A 14460-nucleotide genomic window follows, 5' to 3' on the forward strand; every position below is an offset into this window, starting at 1 on the left:
CTCCTCGTCGTTGAGTTCCTGCGGCGGCGCCGAGCGCACGCCGTCCGGTTTCGACGTGGACGCTAGGACTTGACCTGCGTAAAGTCAATGACATAGTTTTTTGCTTGTTACTGCGTTTGACCCTACGGAGGTACCTTGCCGATCAGCTACCAGCTACTCAAGAGCGTGACCTCGCGCATGTACCTGCGCTCGCTGCGAGCGGTACCGGCCGACGCGAAGAAGGCCCTCGCCGCGGCGCAGGCGCGGGAGACCGACGGGGTCGCGCGGACCACGCTCGACCTGATGGTGGCTAATGCCCGCGCCGCCGAGGAACGCGGGCACTTCCTCTGTTCCGACTCCGGCGTCCCCACCTACATCGTGCGCATCGGCACGAAGGTCACGTTCGACGGGGACGTCAAGCGAGCGATCCGCGACGGTTTCGCCGAGGTTGTGGCCACCTCCGACCCGCCACTGCTCAAGCACGTCACCAATCCCCTCACGAACGAACGCGGCTACGCCGGCAAGGACATGCCGATCGTCACCTTCGACGTGCTCGACGGTGCCGACTACGTGGAGATCATCTGCTCACCCAAGGCGCTCGGCTCGGGACGATGGGCGGCGCTGGAGATCTTCACCTTCCCGTCGCTCGCCGAGATCGAGGAATACGTCCTGAAGGTCGTCCTCCGGGCCGGGTCCCAGGCGTGCCCGCCCCTTGTGGTCGGGGTGGGTATCGGCGGCACCTTCGACTACGCCACGAAGCTGGCGAAGGAGTCGGTCGTGCGGCCAATGGGGCAGAGCCACCCTGATCCGGTCGTCGCCGACATGGAACGGCGGCTGCTCGCCGCGGTGAACGAGACGGGCTTCGGCCCGATGGGCACCGGAGGCGCGACGACCGCGATGGCGGTGCACGTCGACTACGCCGCCGGCCACGGGTTCACCCCGGTCGCCGTGTGCTTCAACTGCTGGATCGACCGCAGGACGCGCGTGCGGATCAGCGACGACGGAACCGTCAGCGAAACGGAATGAGGACCGGGAACCGATGGTCGAGACACTGAACATCGAACTGCCCGCCGACGAGGACCGCGTGCGCAGCCTGCGCGCGGGCGACCTCGTCACACTCACGGGCGAAATCGTGATTTCGGCAGGCCTGCCGACCTATCGCCGGCTGCTGTCGCAGCTGCGCCACGGAATCGAGCCGCCGCTGGACCTCCACGGCAAGGCCCTGTTCCACGTGGGCAGCCAAAGCGAGCAGGTCGGCGACGAGCACCGGCTCCTGTACCTGAATCCCACGACGAGCACCCGGTTCGACGCGGAGATGCCCGAGCTGATCCGCGGGCTCGGCATCCGCTTCGCCGGCGGCAAAGGCGGGCTCGGTGACGAGTCCGTGGCCGCTATGCGCGACACGGGATGCGTTTACCTGTCCTTCCTCGGCGGCGGTTGCACCCTGCTGTCGGAAGCGATCAGGCGGGTCACCGGTGTCTTCTGGACGGAGATGGTCTCGCACTACCGGCTCGTCCAGGTCGAGGTCGAGCGGCTCGGGCCGCTGACCGTCGGCATCGACGCACATGGCGAGAGCATCTACCGGAACCTGCGGGAACGCGCCGGCGCGCGGCTCCCGGCGATCCTCGAAAAGCTGTCCCGCGAGCGGGCCACGGGAAGGAGTACGTCGTGACGACCGGACCGGCACCGGCCGCGGTGGGCGTGATCGGCGGCGGGCGGATGGGCGCGGGCATCGCGCAGGTCTTCGCCACCCTCGGCTCGCGAGTGCACCTCGTCGAGCGCGACCCGGACGTCGCCGCCGCGGCCAGGCAGCGCGTCGCCGACGGACTCACGAAGTCCGCCGGGCGTGGCACGCTCAACAGTCACCCTGAGGAGGTCCTGGGGCGGCTCACCGCCGTGAGCGACGCCGGCGCGCTCCCATCCGACGTGGACCTCGTCGTGGAGGCCATCCCGGAACGCGCCGACCTCAAGATCGCGGTGCTCACCGAAGCCGAGAAGACCGTTTCAGCGTCGACGGTGCTGGCCACGAACACCAGCTCCCTGTCGATCTCGGAACTCGGTTCGGCGCTGAAGCGGCCCGAACGCTTCCTCGGCATGCACTTCTTCAACCCGGTCCCGGCGTCACAGCTGGTCGAGGTGATCAAGACCTCGGAAACGGCGAACGCGGTGACCCATCGGGTTCGCGGCTGGGTGCGTGCGCTCGGAAAGAGCGACATCGTCGTGCGGGACTCACCAGGCTTCGCGACCAGCCGCCTCGGTGTGTTGCTGGGACTGGAAGCCATCCGAATGCTCGAAGACGGAGTCGCCGACGCCGACGCCATCGACAACGCCATGGAACTCGGCTACCGCCACCCCATGGGACCACTACGGTCCACCGACCTGGTCGGGCTCGACGTCCGGCTCGCCATCGCGGAGCACTTGCACACAACTCTGGGTGAACGGTTCGCCCCACCACGACTGCTGCGAGACAAGGTCGCGCGCGGAGAGCTCGGCCGCAAGACCGGTCGCGGATTCCACGACTGGTCCTGAGGATTCCCGGCCTTGCTCATCTCGGAGTATGTGATCACAACTTCCGTGGCCGCCCGCCTCCGGCTCCCGGGCCGGGGCGGCCGGCCGCCCACGTCTCGATCTCGGGCTTGCGTTCCCGGGCCCACCCTGGGGTGCGGCCGATGATGACGTCGGGCTCGGGGAAGGGGTGGGTGTCGGCGTAGCGGGTGCGCCAGTTGGCGACCGCGCGGTGGGTGATTCCGAACCAGCCGGCGATTTCGACCATGTCGACGTAGCGGTAGGTCGTTTCCGGGTTCGCCGGAGGACCGTCGGTGATCTTGCGCTGGCCGTCGCCCACCCGGCGAACCTAGCAGGGATCCCGGGCATGACCTGGGCACTTACCTCGGCGTGTTCTCCAGGTCCAGCGCCGCCAGCACGCCCCGCAAGGCGTGAACTTCCCGGTGGAACTGCACCTTCTGCTGGGCAGCCGCGGCCGACCAGTCCGGTTCGGCCAGCGGGTCGCCGACGTAGAGGATGACGTTCGGGCCGAGCTGCCAGATCACGCTGTTGACCGCGGCGGCGGCGATCGCGAGCTCGTCGACGTCGGCGCCGTACCAGGCAATGGCTGCGGGAGCCAGGCCGCGGTGGCGGATCACCTGCGCGGCCGCGCGGAAGAGCCCGCCGGTGCCGATCGTGTCGTCGACGAAGGCCTGGCCCGGCTTGACGTCACCGAGCATGACCGAGGTCAGAGCGAGGGCGACGTCTCCTGGGGTGTACATCTGGGCGTCGACCTTCGTGGCCGCCGGAGACCGCAGCGCGCCGAGAACCGGACCGAGCAGGTCGGCATCGAACCGGCGGTCGCCACTGGTCAGTTCGAGTTGTCCTGCCGCGAGGGCGGCGTCGGCGGTGCGTTTGATGCGGTCGGCCAGCTGCTCGTCCGTCCCGTCGAGCCAGCCCACGATCGGGGCGGCCAGGCGCAGAACGTCCGGTCGCTGCACCAGCACCGCCCGCCACACCCAGCGGGCAAAGCCGAGGAACTCGGCCGCGGACCGGCCTCGGACCCACTCCGCGACCTCAGCTTTCCGGTGCGTGGCCAGGCTGGCGAGCGCCAGCGTGGCGACGACCCCCAACGGCACTTCCGGCCGGTCGGGGCCGCCACCTTTGTGCCAGGCCTGAGCCACCTCGACGGCGATCTTCAGGGCATGGCACTCGGCGTTGATCGGGTTCCCCGGCCCGGCCGCGCCGGCTCGGTGGTTCATCGCGTCCTCCAAGAAATCCTTGTTGACTTAGTACTCGACGTTTGCTTACCGTAAATCATGAGCACTCAGTACACAAGGTTTTCCATGGAGATGCGATGACGCTGAAGCCCGAGCCGGTCCGGTGGCAGCCACCCGCGCCGCGGGAGCTGCCCGCTCTGCGCGAGCACCTCGCCGACTACCTGCAAACCGAGTACGCGTACCTATTCACCACCGAAGCGCTGCGACAGGGGCGCGGCACCCTCCGGCCGGACGTCGGCCCGGAAACCGGAGCAGTGCTCCTGCTGGCCGATGAGTACCAGCGGCTCCGCGACGCGCAACTGTTCTACGTGACCGCCGACATCACGAAACTCGTCCGCCAAGCGGCGCCGAGCCTCCAGGACAAGTGGGAGATCCAGCCGCACGACCTTCCCGCGCGGACCGGCTTCATGCTGTTCGCCGAGCCGATCGCCGAGTACATTCGGGCCACGGACGGCAAGCGGATCGACATCGTCGGGGTGTCGTGGGGCGGAACCGAACTGCTGACCAGCGAGACCGGCGGGCTGTGGTTGAGCTTCTGGAGTGTCACGGACTTCGCGGCGGTCAAGAGGCTTGCCCGCGAAGCCGGCGCCACCGAGCGCGAGGCAGAAGTTCTCGGCGCGGCGTCAGCATGCCGAGCTGACGTGGGACAACGAGATCTACATGCCGTGGGGCGCGAGCGCGCCGACGATCGACACGGCGTTGCCGCGCGTCCGATCGATCGACCCCAGCAAGATCGCGGCCGCCGAAACGACGAGCACCTGGCTACAGACTGTCCATGCGGGTTGGGTCTTCTGCTGTCCCAACACGTTGACCGACACGGCGGAGGAACACCTGCCCCGCACCCAGCGCGTCCGGGCCGAACGTGCGGGGCACACGACGTCACCGGTTCGCGTCGTATCGGTGCGGCATCGGACGTCCTCGAAGTCCGCGCGTCGGGGTGAGCCTTCGGGTCGCACCGTGAGCGTGCGGTTCCCGGTCGCTCCGTTCTTCCGTCGGCAGGCTTACGGACCCGGTCGACAGCTGCGAAAACTCACGCCCGTGGCCGGGCACTGGCGTGGCCCGGCCGACGCGCCGGTCCAGATCTCCAAGAAGGTCAACCTTGTCGATACTCCGCTCGACCGCCCTCGCGATTGACGAGGGAATCCACAATGAGCATGGAAGCCTACTTCAGCGATACGTGCCCCAGCTGCAATGCCGCTGTCGGCAGGAAGCACGATCGGATGTGCGACGTCGCCCGCTGCCTGAAAACGGGCCTTCAGCGAAACAGCTGCAACGCCGCACACCGGTGCGGAGGAGACCGTTGGGACGGGTACTGGTCCGGCTTGCAGGACTGCCTGATCTTCGACCTCACCACCGACACCGGCTTCCCGGACCTCAACCGGCTCTACGCGGAAGCGACGTGGGATCCTTCGTCACGTCGCTGGCGAATCACCGAACGCTGATCGCCAAGACCCCTCGATGCACAGATCGGCGCGCGCGACGGTCACGAAACTCTCGATCGTGCTCTGGAGCTTCTGCCGGACGTCGGCATCGTCACCACGGTGAGGCTCCTGCACGTTGCCACCGAAACCTGGCCGGCTGGAGTCCTGGATCATCCGGACGCTGTCCACGAAGGAGCGCGCCGCGGCGAGCAGGCTTTCGAGCATGGCGTTGAGGTCGTCGTCACCGAAGAACGTGGCCTGAACCACCGCGTCCTCCAGCACGTCGAACGCCGGATGCGGATCGATCGGCGTCCGGCCACGCCAGACCGCGAGGCGATGCAGCCGGTAGGCGGCGAGGGTGACCGCGGGGAACAGCTGCCCCTTCCGTTGCAGCACCAGGTAATTTTCAGCGCCGCCATCCAGGCCGGTGGTCATGGAAAGTCGTAGCCAAGGTTCGTCGCGACGTCTTCGACGAAGTCCTGGCCGTCGATGCGCGCGTCGCGGTCCTGCACGTCCCAGACGGCGTCGTCGATCGCGTCGCCGCCGTCGCCGAGCGCTCCGGCGACCAGCTCGACCAGGTTGCGTGCCTCGTCCTGGTCGAGGTCGTAACTTTGGGCCGCGCGAGCGGCGGCGTTGCCGAGATCGTCCTCGGTGTATTCGTCCATGCTTGCCTCCCACTAGCGAACCGTCGATGCGACGAAGACAGGGCTGTCGTCGAGGCCCACTGATTCAGGCTCGTCCGGGGCACGAGAGGACCAGCCGGACTTCAGCACCTCTCCACGCACCGTCATCCGTCGCCGCTGCCGGGCGGTAGTGCCAAGCCGGGTGGTTGGAACTGGCGAGCGTCTGCCGGCATCGGCAGCGCTCGGTGCGCCACCAACCGGGGTGGATCTTCAGTCGCGCCTGCCCGGTACCCGGCGTGGCCTGAGCGCGCCGGATGATCTCGCCGAGAGTTCCCGCCCGGATTAGCAAATGGCCGCGGGCCTCGCCGTGATGGGTAACCCATTCGACAGCCCTGGGTGTCGGCGTGACTTCGCGCATGTGGCCTCACCGCCTCGTTCGGTGAAGACACGTCGACGTCGTCGCGCCGGAAATTCAGTCGTGCTCGAGCCCCTCGATTTCGATGCGCTGCTCGAGGGCGAGCGTGGTCATCCAGGTGTCGAAGTCCTGCAGCCGAGCGAGTCGGGCGTCGCGTGCGGGTTCGATCCGCGCATGCTGGCCGCTGACCAGATCGAGCGCCAGACCGCCCTCGTCGATCCGAGCGTCGGCGACGTGAAGCGCGCGGCGGCGCACGACCGCCGGGTCAAAGACCAGCAGCCCGCCGTGCGAGCCCGCAGGCGCGACGAGCGGGCGGATCCAAATGACCGCACGGTCGTCACGGTCATGTCGGGCATGCCGCGCGAGCGCAGCGCGAAAAACCTCGACTCCCCCCTCGAACACGACCAGTTCGGCTCCCGGCAGGTCGTCACCGACGTCTTGGCCGCGGCCGAGAAGCAACTCGCCGAGTCTGGGCCAGAACGCGTCATCGGTCAGGTGCTGCATAGTGTGACGACCTCCTCGATCGGCTTTCCGGCGATGCTGGCGACGCTCTTGCCGTGCAGGAGCGCCTTGATCTCGTCGCGTTGCGCGGTGTTCTTGCACAGGATGCGGCTCGGGCCTTCGGCGCCGAGCAGGTCGATCCCGTCGGCGAACATGACCTCGTTGCTGGCGTTGCTAAACGTTGCGATCTTGAACGGATCCCGGGTCAGCGGCGCCTTGGCGTACTGGCCGGCCTTGGCCGGGTTGATCACACCGAAAGTGTCGGCGTTCGCGCCGTAGTAGTCGGCACGGGCGAGCAGCCGGTCCGGTTGGTCCCAGACCAAGGCAGGCTCGTCCGTGAGCGATGAGCTCTGGCGAACCCGTAGGAACACCGAGCTCGCGCCGCCGGTGAGCTTGTCCGCGTCTTCGCTCTTGCCGATACCTGTGCTGGTTCCCATTGTCGCGCGGCGTTCGGTGGAGGCCAGGACGCCGGTGGCCAGCATCGCTTTCAGCCCGGCGAAGGATGTCGAGTGCGTCAGTGATCGTCCGGCGACCGTCGCTTTGAGCTTGTCGGCGGTGTTGCCGACGTCGAAGCGTGTCCAGGCGAGCCAGCCTGCTGAGCGCCGGGGTGCCGGGTCGTAGCCAGGGCTCGACGCGAGCGCGGCGCCGTCGGTGAAGCCGGTGGCCTTGGCGACCGCGTCGCGGAGGACCTGGACCTTCGCCGGCAGTGCGCGGGTGTGGGCTTCGAGCTGGATGTCCTTGGCGAACGTGGCCAGCTGCAGGTCGCTCATGCCGACCGCCTGGTGGGCGCGTTCGTGGAAGATCTCCTGCCGAACCATGTCCTCAATGTGGTCCCCGGTGACCTGCGCGGCCGCGACCTCCGCACGCTCGCCCAGACTTTGCGCGATGACGTTGGCGGCGAGATAGCTGTACTCGCCTTCATCGCGCGTCATGGGCCGGTTGGCGAGGTTCAGCTGGCCGAGCCGGCGGACGACGTCGGGCACACGGCCCTCCCCTGCGGGCGCGATGACCTCGAGGCGGCCGCGCAGGCTGTACTCGGTCGTCGCCGGATCGTTGAGGCTGTAGGGACGGTAGACGGCTTGGTAGCCGTCACCGAGGTCGATGGCGTACTCCTTGCCGAGGACGCTGGTGGTACGGGCGCCGCCCCAGCTGGCCTGTCCGGTGTGGGCGTCCAGTGTGGGCTTGATCCGCGTTGCGTCGCGCAGTGCCGCGACCGCGGCGCCGCCGAATGCCTCGGAGGGCAGGGCCGGGACCATGACGGTGACCATCGCGGTGCCGTCGTGCAGGAACGGCGTGACGTGGTCGACCGGCGTGCCGGCGGAGATGGCGTGTTGCACGGCCTGGAATTGGGCGACGTAGTGGTCGAGCATCGCCTGCTCGACCGGCGATGCATCGCCGAGGTCGTCGGCGAGTCCTTCGATGGCCATCTCGGCGGCGTCGATCTTCACTGCGGTCGTCCCCGGGGTCGCGCCTCCGGCGGTGAGGGTGCCGTTGGCGATGTGGTGGTTGACGCTCTTGGCCGCCGTGATGATCTTCTCAGCGACGTTGTGCTGCTCGTCGATCGGCAGCCGACCGGTGACCTGCTGCTCAACCTGCGTCGGAACCATCTCCGGGCTGATGTTGAGTGCTTCCAGCAGCTTGGCCTCGGCGTCTTCGTTGACACGGGCGTGCAGCACGGTGCGAGGGCCCTGATCGCTGACGTAGCTGACCAGCGTGGCCGTCGAGGCCAACAGGTCCGATCCGCCCACAAGGACAGGTTCACCGTAGGCGTGCCCGACATCCGGCGTCAGCGGAATCGGCGTCACCGGAAGCTGCCCCGGTTCGAGCGGCACCGGCTCGTCAACGACCGGCAGCGGCAGTTCGCCGACGTCGACGTCGGTCTGGATCGGCCCGTCGACGTCGCCCTGCTCGCTGCTGCCGGCGGGCGCGATGGCGTTCGGGGTGTGCGTGGTCTTGGCGTTGGTGCCCATCAGCCTTTGCCGAGGTGCGCCAGGGCCGCGGCGGAGGCGATCTTCAGGTCGCCGGTGAAGAACTCGACGAAGTCCCGCCGCAGGTTCTGCTTGCGTTCGACGGCGTAGTCGAGGAAGGTCTCAGCGATCTGGTTGGTGGTCACGGCGGATTCGGCGATGCCGTGGGTCTTCGCCGCGCGGGCCCGCATCGGCGCGACCCAAGTGAGGTTCTGGCTGGCGCCGGCGTGGGCGACGGTGTGGAGCGTGGCGCGCCATTCGGCGTCGGGGACGGCTTCCAGCCGGCGGATGACCGAGTGCGCCGCCGCCGGGTTGACCTGCACGCCTGTGCCGAGTTGGCCGGCGAGGTGCGCGTCGTAGACCTGGTGGTAGACAGTTGTGGTGCTGGGCCGGTAGCCGAGCTTGAGCTTGTCGGTGCCGAAGTTCTTGAAGGACTGGCCCTGGTCGATGGGGACGAGGCCGCCGGTGCTGGTGCGTAGGACGTTGTCGCGGTGGGGGTCGTGGTTACTCAGAGCCCAGCTGGTGACGTGCAGCCGGACGATCTCGTCGACATCGGCCTGAGACCAGCTCGACGCGCTGCCCGAAATCGGTTTCGCGCCGGCCAGCAACGGCTGGACGCTCACGGGGTGGCCGTCGACCTTCGTGGCGTAGACCGGTACGACGGGGAGTCCAGCTCGCGCGACGAGACGCGAGGCGGCCGCCTCGGTGTGCGTGATGGCGCCGGCGTGCGGTTTTCCTTCGCGTTTCGCGATCCACGTGGTGCCGTCGGGTCCGGTGTGGAGGGTTTTGGGGTGCGTGCCGCCGAGGTTCGCCGGCGTTCCCGGTCCGAAGTCCCACGCCGCGACCGCGGCCGCGTCCATCGGCTTCGGGACGGCGGCGTGGGCGGCTTGAGCTTGCTGCAGGGCGGCGACGAGCTGGGCGTGCTGTATCCCGAACCGGCTGCTCGGCTTGGTGCTCTGAGTCGCTTCCGCCGGCTTCGGAGACGGCGCTTGGGCGGGCTTGGCCGCCGCTTTCGGCGGCGGTAGCTCGTTCTTGACGGCGGTGACGACTGCGCTTGAGCTGTTCAGGTGGCCGTGCAGGAGCTTGCCGAGCTGGGACTTGGTCGCCGTGGAGGCTTGCGCTGCGGTCGCGATGCCCGTGTCGCTGATGAACTTCCGCAGAGCGCCGACCTTCAGCTCGTCGGCCCAGGCCAGCACCTTCGTCTGGCCGGCCTGCATCACCGCTTGGTTCAGCGGAGCCGCGCTGAAGGTGTCCCACGTCGCGGCTGCCGTGTGGACTTCGGCGATCGCCCGCAGCTGCTGAACCAGGGCTCCGGCGTTCGCCGCGTCGATCGGGCCGGCCTCGAGCGCGGCGCTGACGTTGGTGGCGCAGGTGGCGGAGTTGGTCAGGAGCGCCGTTCGTTCGGCGACGGTGTCGGCGATGTCCTGGCGTTCAGCGGCGGGCGTCGACGCCCGCACGAGCTGCAGGACGTGGTGCGCATCGAGCGTCTGCAGCTGCGCGTCGGTGACCTGTCCCTGGTGCTTCGCCGCTTCCACCGCGGCGCTCAGCTGGGCCGCCGTAACGGCGCCGAGCAGTTCGTCGACGTGGTGGCGAGCCGCCGCGGTCGCAGTTCCGTAGTCGACGCCCGGTTCGAAGTTCTGCGCGGTGGCGATGCGGTTTTCCAGCCGGAGCAGCTGCGCGATCTGCTCGGGCTTCGCGTCCGCACCGAAGTGGGCGACCACGGTCGCGGCGGTGTCGAAGTCGTACTGCACTTCGGCGAGGTCGGCCTCGGCCGCCAGCCAGCTGTCGAACCCCTCCGGCAGCGCGGACGAGGTCGCCGCGAGGTCCCACTGCCCGAGCGCCTTGCCGTTGATCTCCTGCCCGGCGCACAAGGCGTCGTGACGAGCCTGCGCGAGGGCCTGGATCTTCTTCTTCACTTCGGCGTCGGCCGGCACGGACGGGTCCAGCCACACCGCCAGCGGGTGCGGCGCGTGCCCCGTGAACCCGACCAGCTCCGGATTCTCGAACCCGGCCGCCGCGGCGGCCGCCTCGAGATCCTCGGGTGTGAGGCCTGCCAGGTACTCGGCCGTGAGCGCCTGCAGCTGCTGCTGGTACGGGCCGGCCGCGGTGTCGGAGAGCTGGCTCTCGGCGGCGAGCGCGGTGGCGACGGCGGCAGAGAACACGCCATAGGCCTCGATCGGGTCCTCAGGCAGGTCGATCGCCGGCGGGCCGTGCGGGTCCTCGGGGTCGACACCGCCGGCCACGATGCCCGCGACGAACGCGAGGTTCTCCTCCGCGGCGTTTGCGGGTTCTTCGATGTGGGCGCAGACCGCGGCGAGGTGCTGAAGCACGGCGTCATCCGCCGATTCAGGCGCCTCGCCGGACGCACCGGCGGGTGCGACGGCGTACGCGGCGTGGCCAGCTTTCGCGTTCGTTCCCATACCCGCCGCCGGTCAGCGTGCCGATCCGAGAACGTCGTCCAACTGCGCACGCACCACATCCGCGAGCACACCGTCTAGCAGCGGTTCCACTGGCACCGCCGGCGCGATCGGCGTCTCAGCCCACCCGGCGATCTCCTCCGCGACCTCGGCGGGGCATGCGCCGATCAGCCGCTCGCGCCAAACCCGGCCGGTGACGTGCTCGCGCGGGACCCACTCGACGAACACCTCGGACACGTCAAGGCCGAGGACACCGACCGGCGTGCTCGCCACCCCGTGCTTCGATGACCAGCCCAGCAGAACCCAGACCTGCCGCGCCATCACGCAGCTGTCCTGGTGGTGACGCTGCCGTGCGGCAGCAGGGAGGCCATGAACCGGACTGAGCGCGCGAAGGCGTCGGGGACGCGGGCATGGACGTCTTGGCGACCGGTCCCGGTCATCACGGCGCCGTGCAGGGCGTATTGCGCGGGGTTCTGGCTGATCACGACGAGACGGTCGCCGAACAGCTCGAGCGCGGTCTCGATCCGGTCCTGCCGCGACAACCCGGTCAAGATCACGACCAGCGTCGGCGGGAGGTTCTCAGCCAGCCAGTGCAGGCCCGGCAACGTCCAGTTTTGCCAGTTGGTGTTTTCCCGCACGGTCTGGACGTTGACCGCGACCGCCGCCGGCCCGGTCTCAAGGACCCAGTCGGTCAGGCGGCGCAGGTCTTCGAGCCGGTACCAGTACAGGTTCGGCACGGTCGGGATTCCGGCGGCGGCGAACTCGGCGGCGATGATCAGTGAGCGGCGCATGTTGATCAAGTGCTCGGCGCGAGGCCAGTTGCCGTAGATCGAATAGTTCGGCGCCAGCACCAGACCGAACCGCAGCGCCGCGATCCGGGTGATGAGGTCGTCGTGGTGCCGGGCGGTCCAGAACGCTTCGACGAGCGGGTCTTCGCCATATCCACTCAGGACAGTCAAGGTGCCCTGCGGTACTTCGAGGATCTCGGCGGCGGTCCGGCCGTCGCTCCACCGCGGGTAGAGCGTGTGGGTACGGGGAGAAAACACCCGCCGCAGCCCCACTGCGTACGCCGGCCACCGCACGACCGCGTCGAGCTCGGCGACGCTGGAGCCGTCGACCTGCGGCACGAACGCCGGCATCGTGGCCGGCAGCGGGGTGGTGACGGTGAGGTCGTCAAACTCGAGCGTGCCGCCGACGTCGCGCATCCAGGCGTCGATGTCTGTGCGGGAGCCGCAGCGGATCGGGCATGCCCGGCAGTCGGTGCGGGCGCAGCCGCAGTAGGCGCAGTCGGAGTTGCAGCCGGAGCACAGCGGCGCGATCGCGACTGCAGGCTCGGCGTCGGTGTACCAGGGGCAGCGGCGGCAGTCGCACCGCGCGGCTGGGGCGGTGGGCATGCCGAGGAAGGTGCTCATGCGGCTGCTCCTTTGTGGATGACGTCGAGAAGTTGATCCAGCAGCAGCGCGACCGAGCCGCGGTCGTGCTCCCCCAGCTCGGCACCCTGAACGAGCGCGAGAAGCAGCTGGCGCAGGGCCGCGAGGGCACGCTCGACGAGCCGGGCGTCAACACCGGCGACCTGCGCTTCGGGCTTGGCGCGGAGCTTGTCGGCGCGGGCGGTGTCGGCTTGCTCCTGGATTCGCTCGGCTTCGACCAGGGCTTGCTCCGCGCTCAGCTCGTCGTCGGCGCTGGCGGCAGCGATGGCGGAAGGCAGCAGGCGGGTGCGGCCGGTGTTCTTCACCGCGGCCCAGATGTCGGCGGCGGCTTGCTCCCGGCCGCGGCGCAGCTCGACGAACCGGATGCGGGTGTGCAGGGACACCTTGGCCTCGTCCATCTCCTCGGCGACCTCGCGCGGCATCTCGGCGAAGGCCCGTACCAGCTCGCGGGCCTTGCGCGGGCTCAGCTGGAGGCCGAGCCGGGTCAGGACCTCCGCCCAGGGCGCGGCGCAGCGTTTGTCGGTCCCGCGGATCCGTTCCATCGCGGCGAATCGGGCGATCGGATTGTCGATCGCGTAGACCTCGACCGGGACGGCGTGGCCGCCGGCGAGGAGCTTGCCCAGCAGGACGGCGCAGCGGTCGAGCACCAGCGCGGCGGCGAGCTCGCCGGGCCGCAGGCTCTCGCGGGCGAGGTTCTCCACCAGCTGCCAGATCCGCCGCTCCTCATCCGACAGCGGACCCGGGCACACCACCGCGGGCAGCGCGGCGAAGTGCGGGTTGTCCGGCCGGTTCACCGCGCCCCAGCGGCAAGCGCGCAGCCGCCGCTCCCCTGCGGCCAGCTTCATCCTCGGATGCGAGCCGTCACCGGCGTCGACCTCTTCGACCAGCACCGGTTGCAGCACGCCGACGTTGGCGATCGAGGAGATCAGGTCCGCGAGGTCCGCCGGCGTGGTGGCGTCGCCGGGCAGCCGGCCCTGCAGGTCGGTGAACGGCGTGCCCTCGCCGCGCAGCGGCAGCAGCGCGAACCGGCGTTGCCGCAGCCGCGGTGACAGCCCGAACTGCGCCACGACCTCCGTCGGCGCCTCGGTCATGACAGCCTGCCGAAGACGGTCACCCATCGCGGGTCGCCGAGCAGCGGCATCGCCACTGGCTTCACCGGGCCGTGCTCTCGGAGCCGAGGCAAGGTCGTCACGACCATGTCGACCCGGCCTCCGGCCGTGCTCACCACGGGCATGGCCTGGGCGTGGGCACGCAAGTCGGCGAGCCGGCGCTCGAGCACCGGCGGCTCGGCTCCGGACAGGACGATCAGGACTCGGGGGAACCGGGGATACCGCTCCCGCCAGGCCAGCCGCTGGCTCGAGCCGGCTGGTGCGTGGTCGTGGTAGCGGATGTAGCCGACGAGCTTGCGGGCCAGGCGAGCGACCGGCATCGTCGCGCGGTCCAGCTCGACGAACAGCGTCCGCTGCGTCCGGCGCCCGGCCTCCTCGAACACGTAGTGCAGGACAGCGTCGGCGATCACCACCCCGCGGCGGTCTCCCGCCCGGTCACGGAACTGGTGCGCGACCTCCGGCGTCCAGGACAGCGGCCCGCACTCATCGCCGCGCTCCCGAGCTGTCTCGACGAACACGAGGCCGGTCTCGACGACGTCGAGGGTGTGCTCCTGCAGCAAGTGCGCGACCGCAGTGCCCGGCAGCCGGTAAGCCCGGGCATCCACCGTGCCGGCTGCCTCGACGGCCTCGGCACCGGCTGGGGTGACGTGCCAGGTGCGGGGCCGGTGTTCCCGAGTGATCCGGTCGGCCAGGCCGGCATGGCGCAGGTCGGCGAGCTTCGCGCGGACGGTGACCGGGGACAGCGCCGGAGCCACCAGCCGCCGGACTTGCTCAGTGGACACCAGCCGGTGCCAGTACAAAACGATCAGGGCCTCGCGTTGGAAGACGTCCACG

General features: G+C 69.4%; 16 protein-coding genes. 5 read left to right on the forward strand and 11 right to left on the reverse strand.

Annotated features, from left to right (window positions below; genetic code table 11):
• Nucleotides 1-135: 135 nt before the first annotated feature.
• The 3 genes from ISP_RS37650 to ISP_RS37660 are packed head-to-tail and all read left to right on the forward strand — an operon-like array spanning nucleotide 136 to nucleotide 2508.
• On the forward strand, nucleotides 136-1005 hold the full coding sequence (locus ISP_RS37650; RefSeq protein WP_014467593.1) for a fumarate hydratase: 870 nt from the start codon (nucleotides 136-138) through the stop codon (nucleotides 1003-1005).
• Between the two features lie 13 nt (nucleotides 1006-1018).
• Nucleotides 1019-1651 (forward strand): fumarate hydratase C-terminal domain-containing protein, encoded by a 633-nt coding sequence (locus ISP_RS37655; RefSeq protein ID WP_013229040.1) that lies wholly within the window; start codon nucleotides 1019-1021, stop codon nucleotides 1649-1651.
• The gene (locus ISP_RS37660; protein ID WP_013229041.1) at nucleotides 1648-2508 is read left to right on the forward strand and encodes a 3-hydroxyacyl-CoA dehydrogenase family protein; all 861 of its coding nucleotides are present in this window, start codon (nucleotides 1648-1650) and stop codon (nucleotides 2506-2508) included. The genes ISP_RS37655 and ISP_RS37660 overlap by 4 nt, the downstream gene beginning before the upstream one ends.
• A gap of 34 nt (nucleotides 2509-2542) precedes the next feature.
• Here the strand turns inward: ISP_RS37660 and ISP_RS37665 are convergent, their stop codons facing one another.
• Both ISP_RS37665 and ISP_RS37670 read right to left on the reverse strand, forming a co-directional pair.
• Nucleotides 2543-2824: a hypothetical protein gene (locus tag ISP_RS37665; protein ID WP_013229042.1), complete on the reverse strand. Its 282-nt coding sequence runs from the start codon at nucleotides 2822-2824 to the stop codon at nucleotides 2543-2545.
• Between the two features lie 40 nt (nucleotides 2825-2864).
• Entirely contained in the window at nucleotides 2865-3725 is an 861-nt protein-coding gene (locus tag ISP_RS37670; RefSeq protein WP_014467594.1) for an N-6 DNA methylase, read from the reverse strand.
• 95 nt (nucleotides 3726-3820) lie between these two features.
• Here ISP_RS37670 and ISP_RS37675 point away from each other — a divergent pair, with 95 nt between their 5' ends.
• Nucleotides 3821-4684, forward strand: coding sequence for a hypothetical protein (locus ISP_RS37675; RefSeq protein WP_013229044.1), 864 nt, complete (start codon nucleotides 3821-3823; stop codon nucleotides 4682-4684).
• Nucleotides 4685-4891: 207 nt separating this feature from the next.
• Complete coding sequence (locus tag ISP_RS37680; RefSeq protein WP_071831690.1) at nucleotides 4892-5185, forward strand: hypothetical protein; 294 nt, start codon at nucleotides 4892-4894, stop codon at nucleotides 5183-5185.
• Here ISP_RS37680 and ISP_RS37685 read toward each other — a convergent pair.
• From ISP_RS37685 to ISP_RS37725, 9 genes are all read right to left on the reverse strand, one after another.
• The gene (locus tag ISP_RS37685; RefSeq protein ID WP_013229045.1) at nucleotides 5156-5599 is read right to left on the reverse strand and encodes a hypothetical protein; all 444 of its coding nucleotides are present in this window, start codon (nucleotides 5597-5599) and stop codon (nucleotides 5156-5158) included. The two genes, ISP_RS37680 and ISP_RS37685, sit on opposite strands and share 30 nt — an antisense overlap.
• Complete coding sequence (locus tag ISP_RS37690) at nucleotides 5596-5829, reverse strand: hypothetical protein (RefSeq protein ID WP_013229046.1); 234 nt, start codon at nucleotides 5827-5829, stop codon at nucleotides 5596-5598. The genes ISP_RS37685 and ISP_RS37690 overlap by 4 nt, the downstream gene beginning before the upstream one ends.
• 430 nt (nucleotides 5830-6259) lie before the next feature.
• A complete protein-coding gene (locus tag ISP_RS37695; RefSeq protein WP_013229047.1) occupies nucleotides 6260-6706 on the reverse strand; it encodes a hypothetical protein in 447 nt (148 codons plus the stop codon).
• The gene (locus ISP_RS37700; RefSeq protein WP_013229048.1) at nucleotides 6694-8673 is read right to left on the reverse strand and encodes a hypothetical protein; all 1980 of its coding nucleotides are present in this window, start codon (nucleotides 8671-8673) and stop codon (nucleotides 6694-6696) included. The genes ISP_RS37695 and ISP_RS37700 overlap by 13 nt, the downstream gene beginning before the upstream one ends.
• Nucleotides 8673-11000, reverse strand: coding sequence for a hypothetical protein (locus ISP_RS37705; protein ID WP_013229049.1), 2328 nt, complete (start codon nucleotides 10998-11000; stop codon nucleotides 8673-8675). Before ISP_RS37705 ends, ISP_RS37700 begins: the two co-directional genes overlap by 1 nt.
• Before the next feature lie 102 nt (nucleotides 11001-11102).
• A complete protein-coding gene (locus ISP_RS37710; RefSeq protein ID WP_230468978.1) occupies nucleotides 11103-11408 on the reverse strand; it encodes a hypothetical protein in 306 nt (101 codons plus the stop codon).
• Nucleotides 11408-12499 carry a DUF4417 domain-containing protein gene (locus ISP_RS37715; RefSeq protein WP_013229051.1) on the reverse strand — a complete coding sequence of 364 codons (1092 nt, stop codon included), beginning with the start codon at nucleotides 12497-12499 and terminating at the stop codon, nucleotides 11408-11410. The genes ISP_RS37710 and ISP_RS37715 overlap by 1 nt, the downstream gene beginning before the upstream one ends.
• Nucleotides 12496-13608, reverse strand: coding sequence for a ParB/RepB/Spo0J family partition protein (locus ISP_RS37720; protein ID WP_013229052.1), 1113 nt, complete (start codon nucleotides 13606-13608; stop codon nucleotides 12496-12498). The genes ISP_RS37715 and ISP_RS37720 overlap by 4 nt, the downstream gene beginning before the upstream one ends.
• Nucleotides 13605-14459 (reverse strand): replication-relaxation family protein, encoded by an 855-nt coding sequence (locus ISP_RS37725; protein ID WP_230468526.1) that lies wholly within the window; start codon nucleotides 14457-14459, stop codon nucleotides 13605-13607. Before ISP_RS37725 ends, ISP_RS37720 begins: the two co-directional genes overlap by 4 nt.
• Nucleotide 14460 lies beyond the last annotated feature (1 nt).

It is taken from the genome of Amycolatopsis mediterranei (assembly GCF_026017845.1).
GTDB classification, from domain to species: Bacteria; Actinomycetota; Actinomycetes; order Mycobacteriales; family Pseudonocardiaceae; genus Amycolatopsis; species Amycolatopsis mediterranei.

Excerpts from the sequence above, each read along its gene's own strand:
- ISP_RS37710 (WP_230468978.1), bottom strand. The coding sequence starts at position 11,408 with ATGGCGCGGCAGGTCTGGGTTCTGCTGGGCTGGTCATCGAAGCACGGG.
- ISP_RS37695 (WP_013229047.1), bottom strand. The coding sequence starts at position 6,706 with ATGCAGCACCTGACCGATGACGCGTTCTGGCCCAGACTCGGCGAGTTG.
- ISP_RS37670 (WP_014467594.1), bottom strand. The coding sequence starts at position 3,725 with ATGAACCACCGAGCCGGCGCGGCCGGGCCGGGGAACCCGATCAACGCC.
- ISP_RS37655 (WP_013229040.1), top strand. The coding sequence starts at position 1,019 with ATGGTCGAGACACTGAACATCGAACTGCCCGCCGACGAGGACCGCGTG.
- ISP_RS37690 (WP_013229046.1), bottom strand. The coding sequence starts at position 5,829 with ATGGACGAATACACCGAGGACGATCTCGGCAACGCCGCCGCTCGCGCG.
- ISP_RS37720 (WP_013229052.1), bottom strand. The coding sequence starts at position 13,608 with ATGACCGAGGCGCCGACGGAGGTCGTGGCGCAGTTCGGGCTGTCACCG.
- ISP_RS37700 (WP_013229048.1), bottom strand. The coding sequence starts at position 8,673 with ATGGGCACCAACGCCAAGACCACGCACACCCCGAACGCCATCGCGCCC.
- ISP_RS37680 (WP_071831690.1), top strand. The coding sequence starts at position 4,892 with ATGAGCATGGAAGCCTACTTCAGCGATACGTGCCCCAGCTGCAATGCC.
- ISP_RS37675 (WP_013229044.1), top strand. The coding sequence starts at position 3,821 with ATGACGCTGAAGCCCGAGCCGGTCCGGTGGCAGCCACCCGCGCCGCGG.
- ISP_RS37685 (WP_013229045.1), bottom strand. The coding sequence starts at position 5,599 with ATGACCACCGGCCTGGATGGCGGCGCTGAAAATTACCTGGTGCTGCAA.
- ISP_RS37715 (WP_013229051.1), bottom strand. The coding sequence starts at position 12,499 with ATGAGCACCTTCCTCGGCATGCCCACCGCCCCAGCCGCGCGGTGCGAC.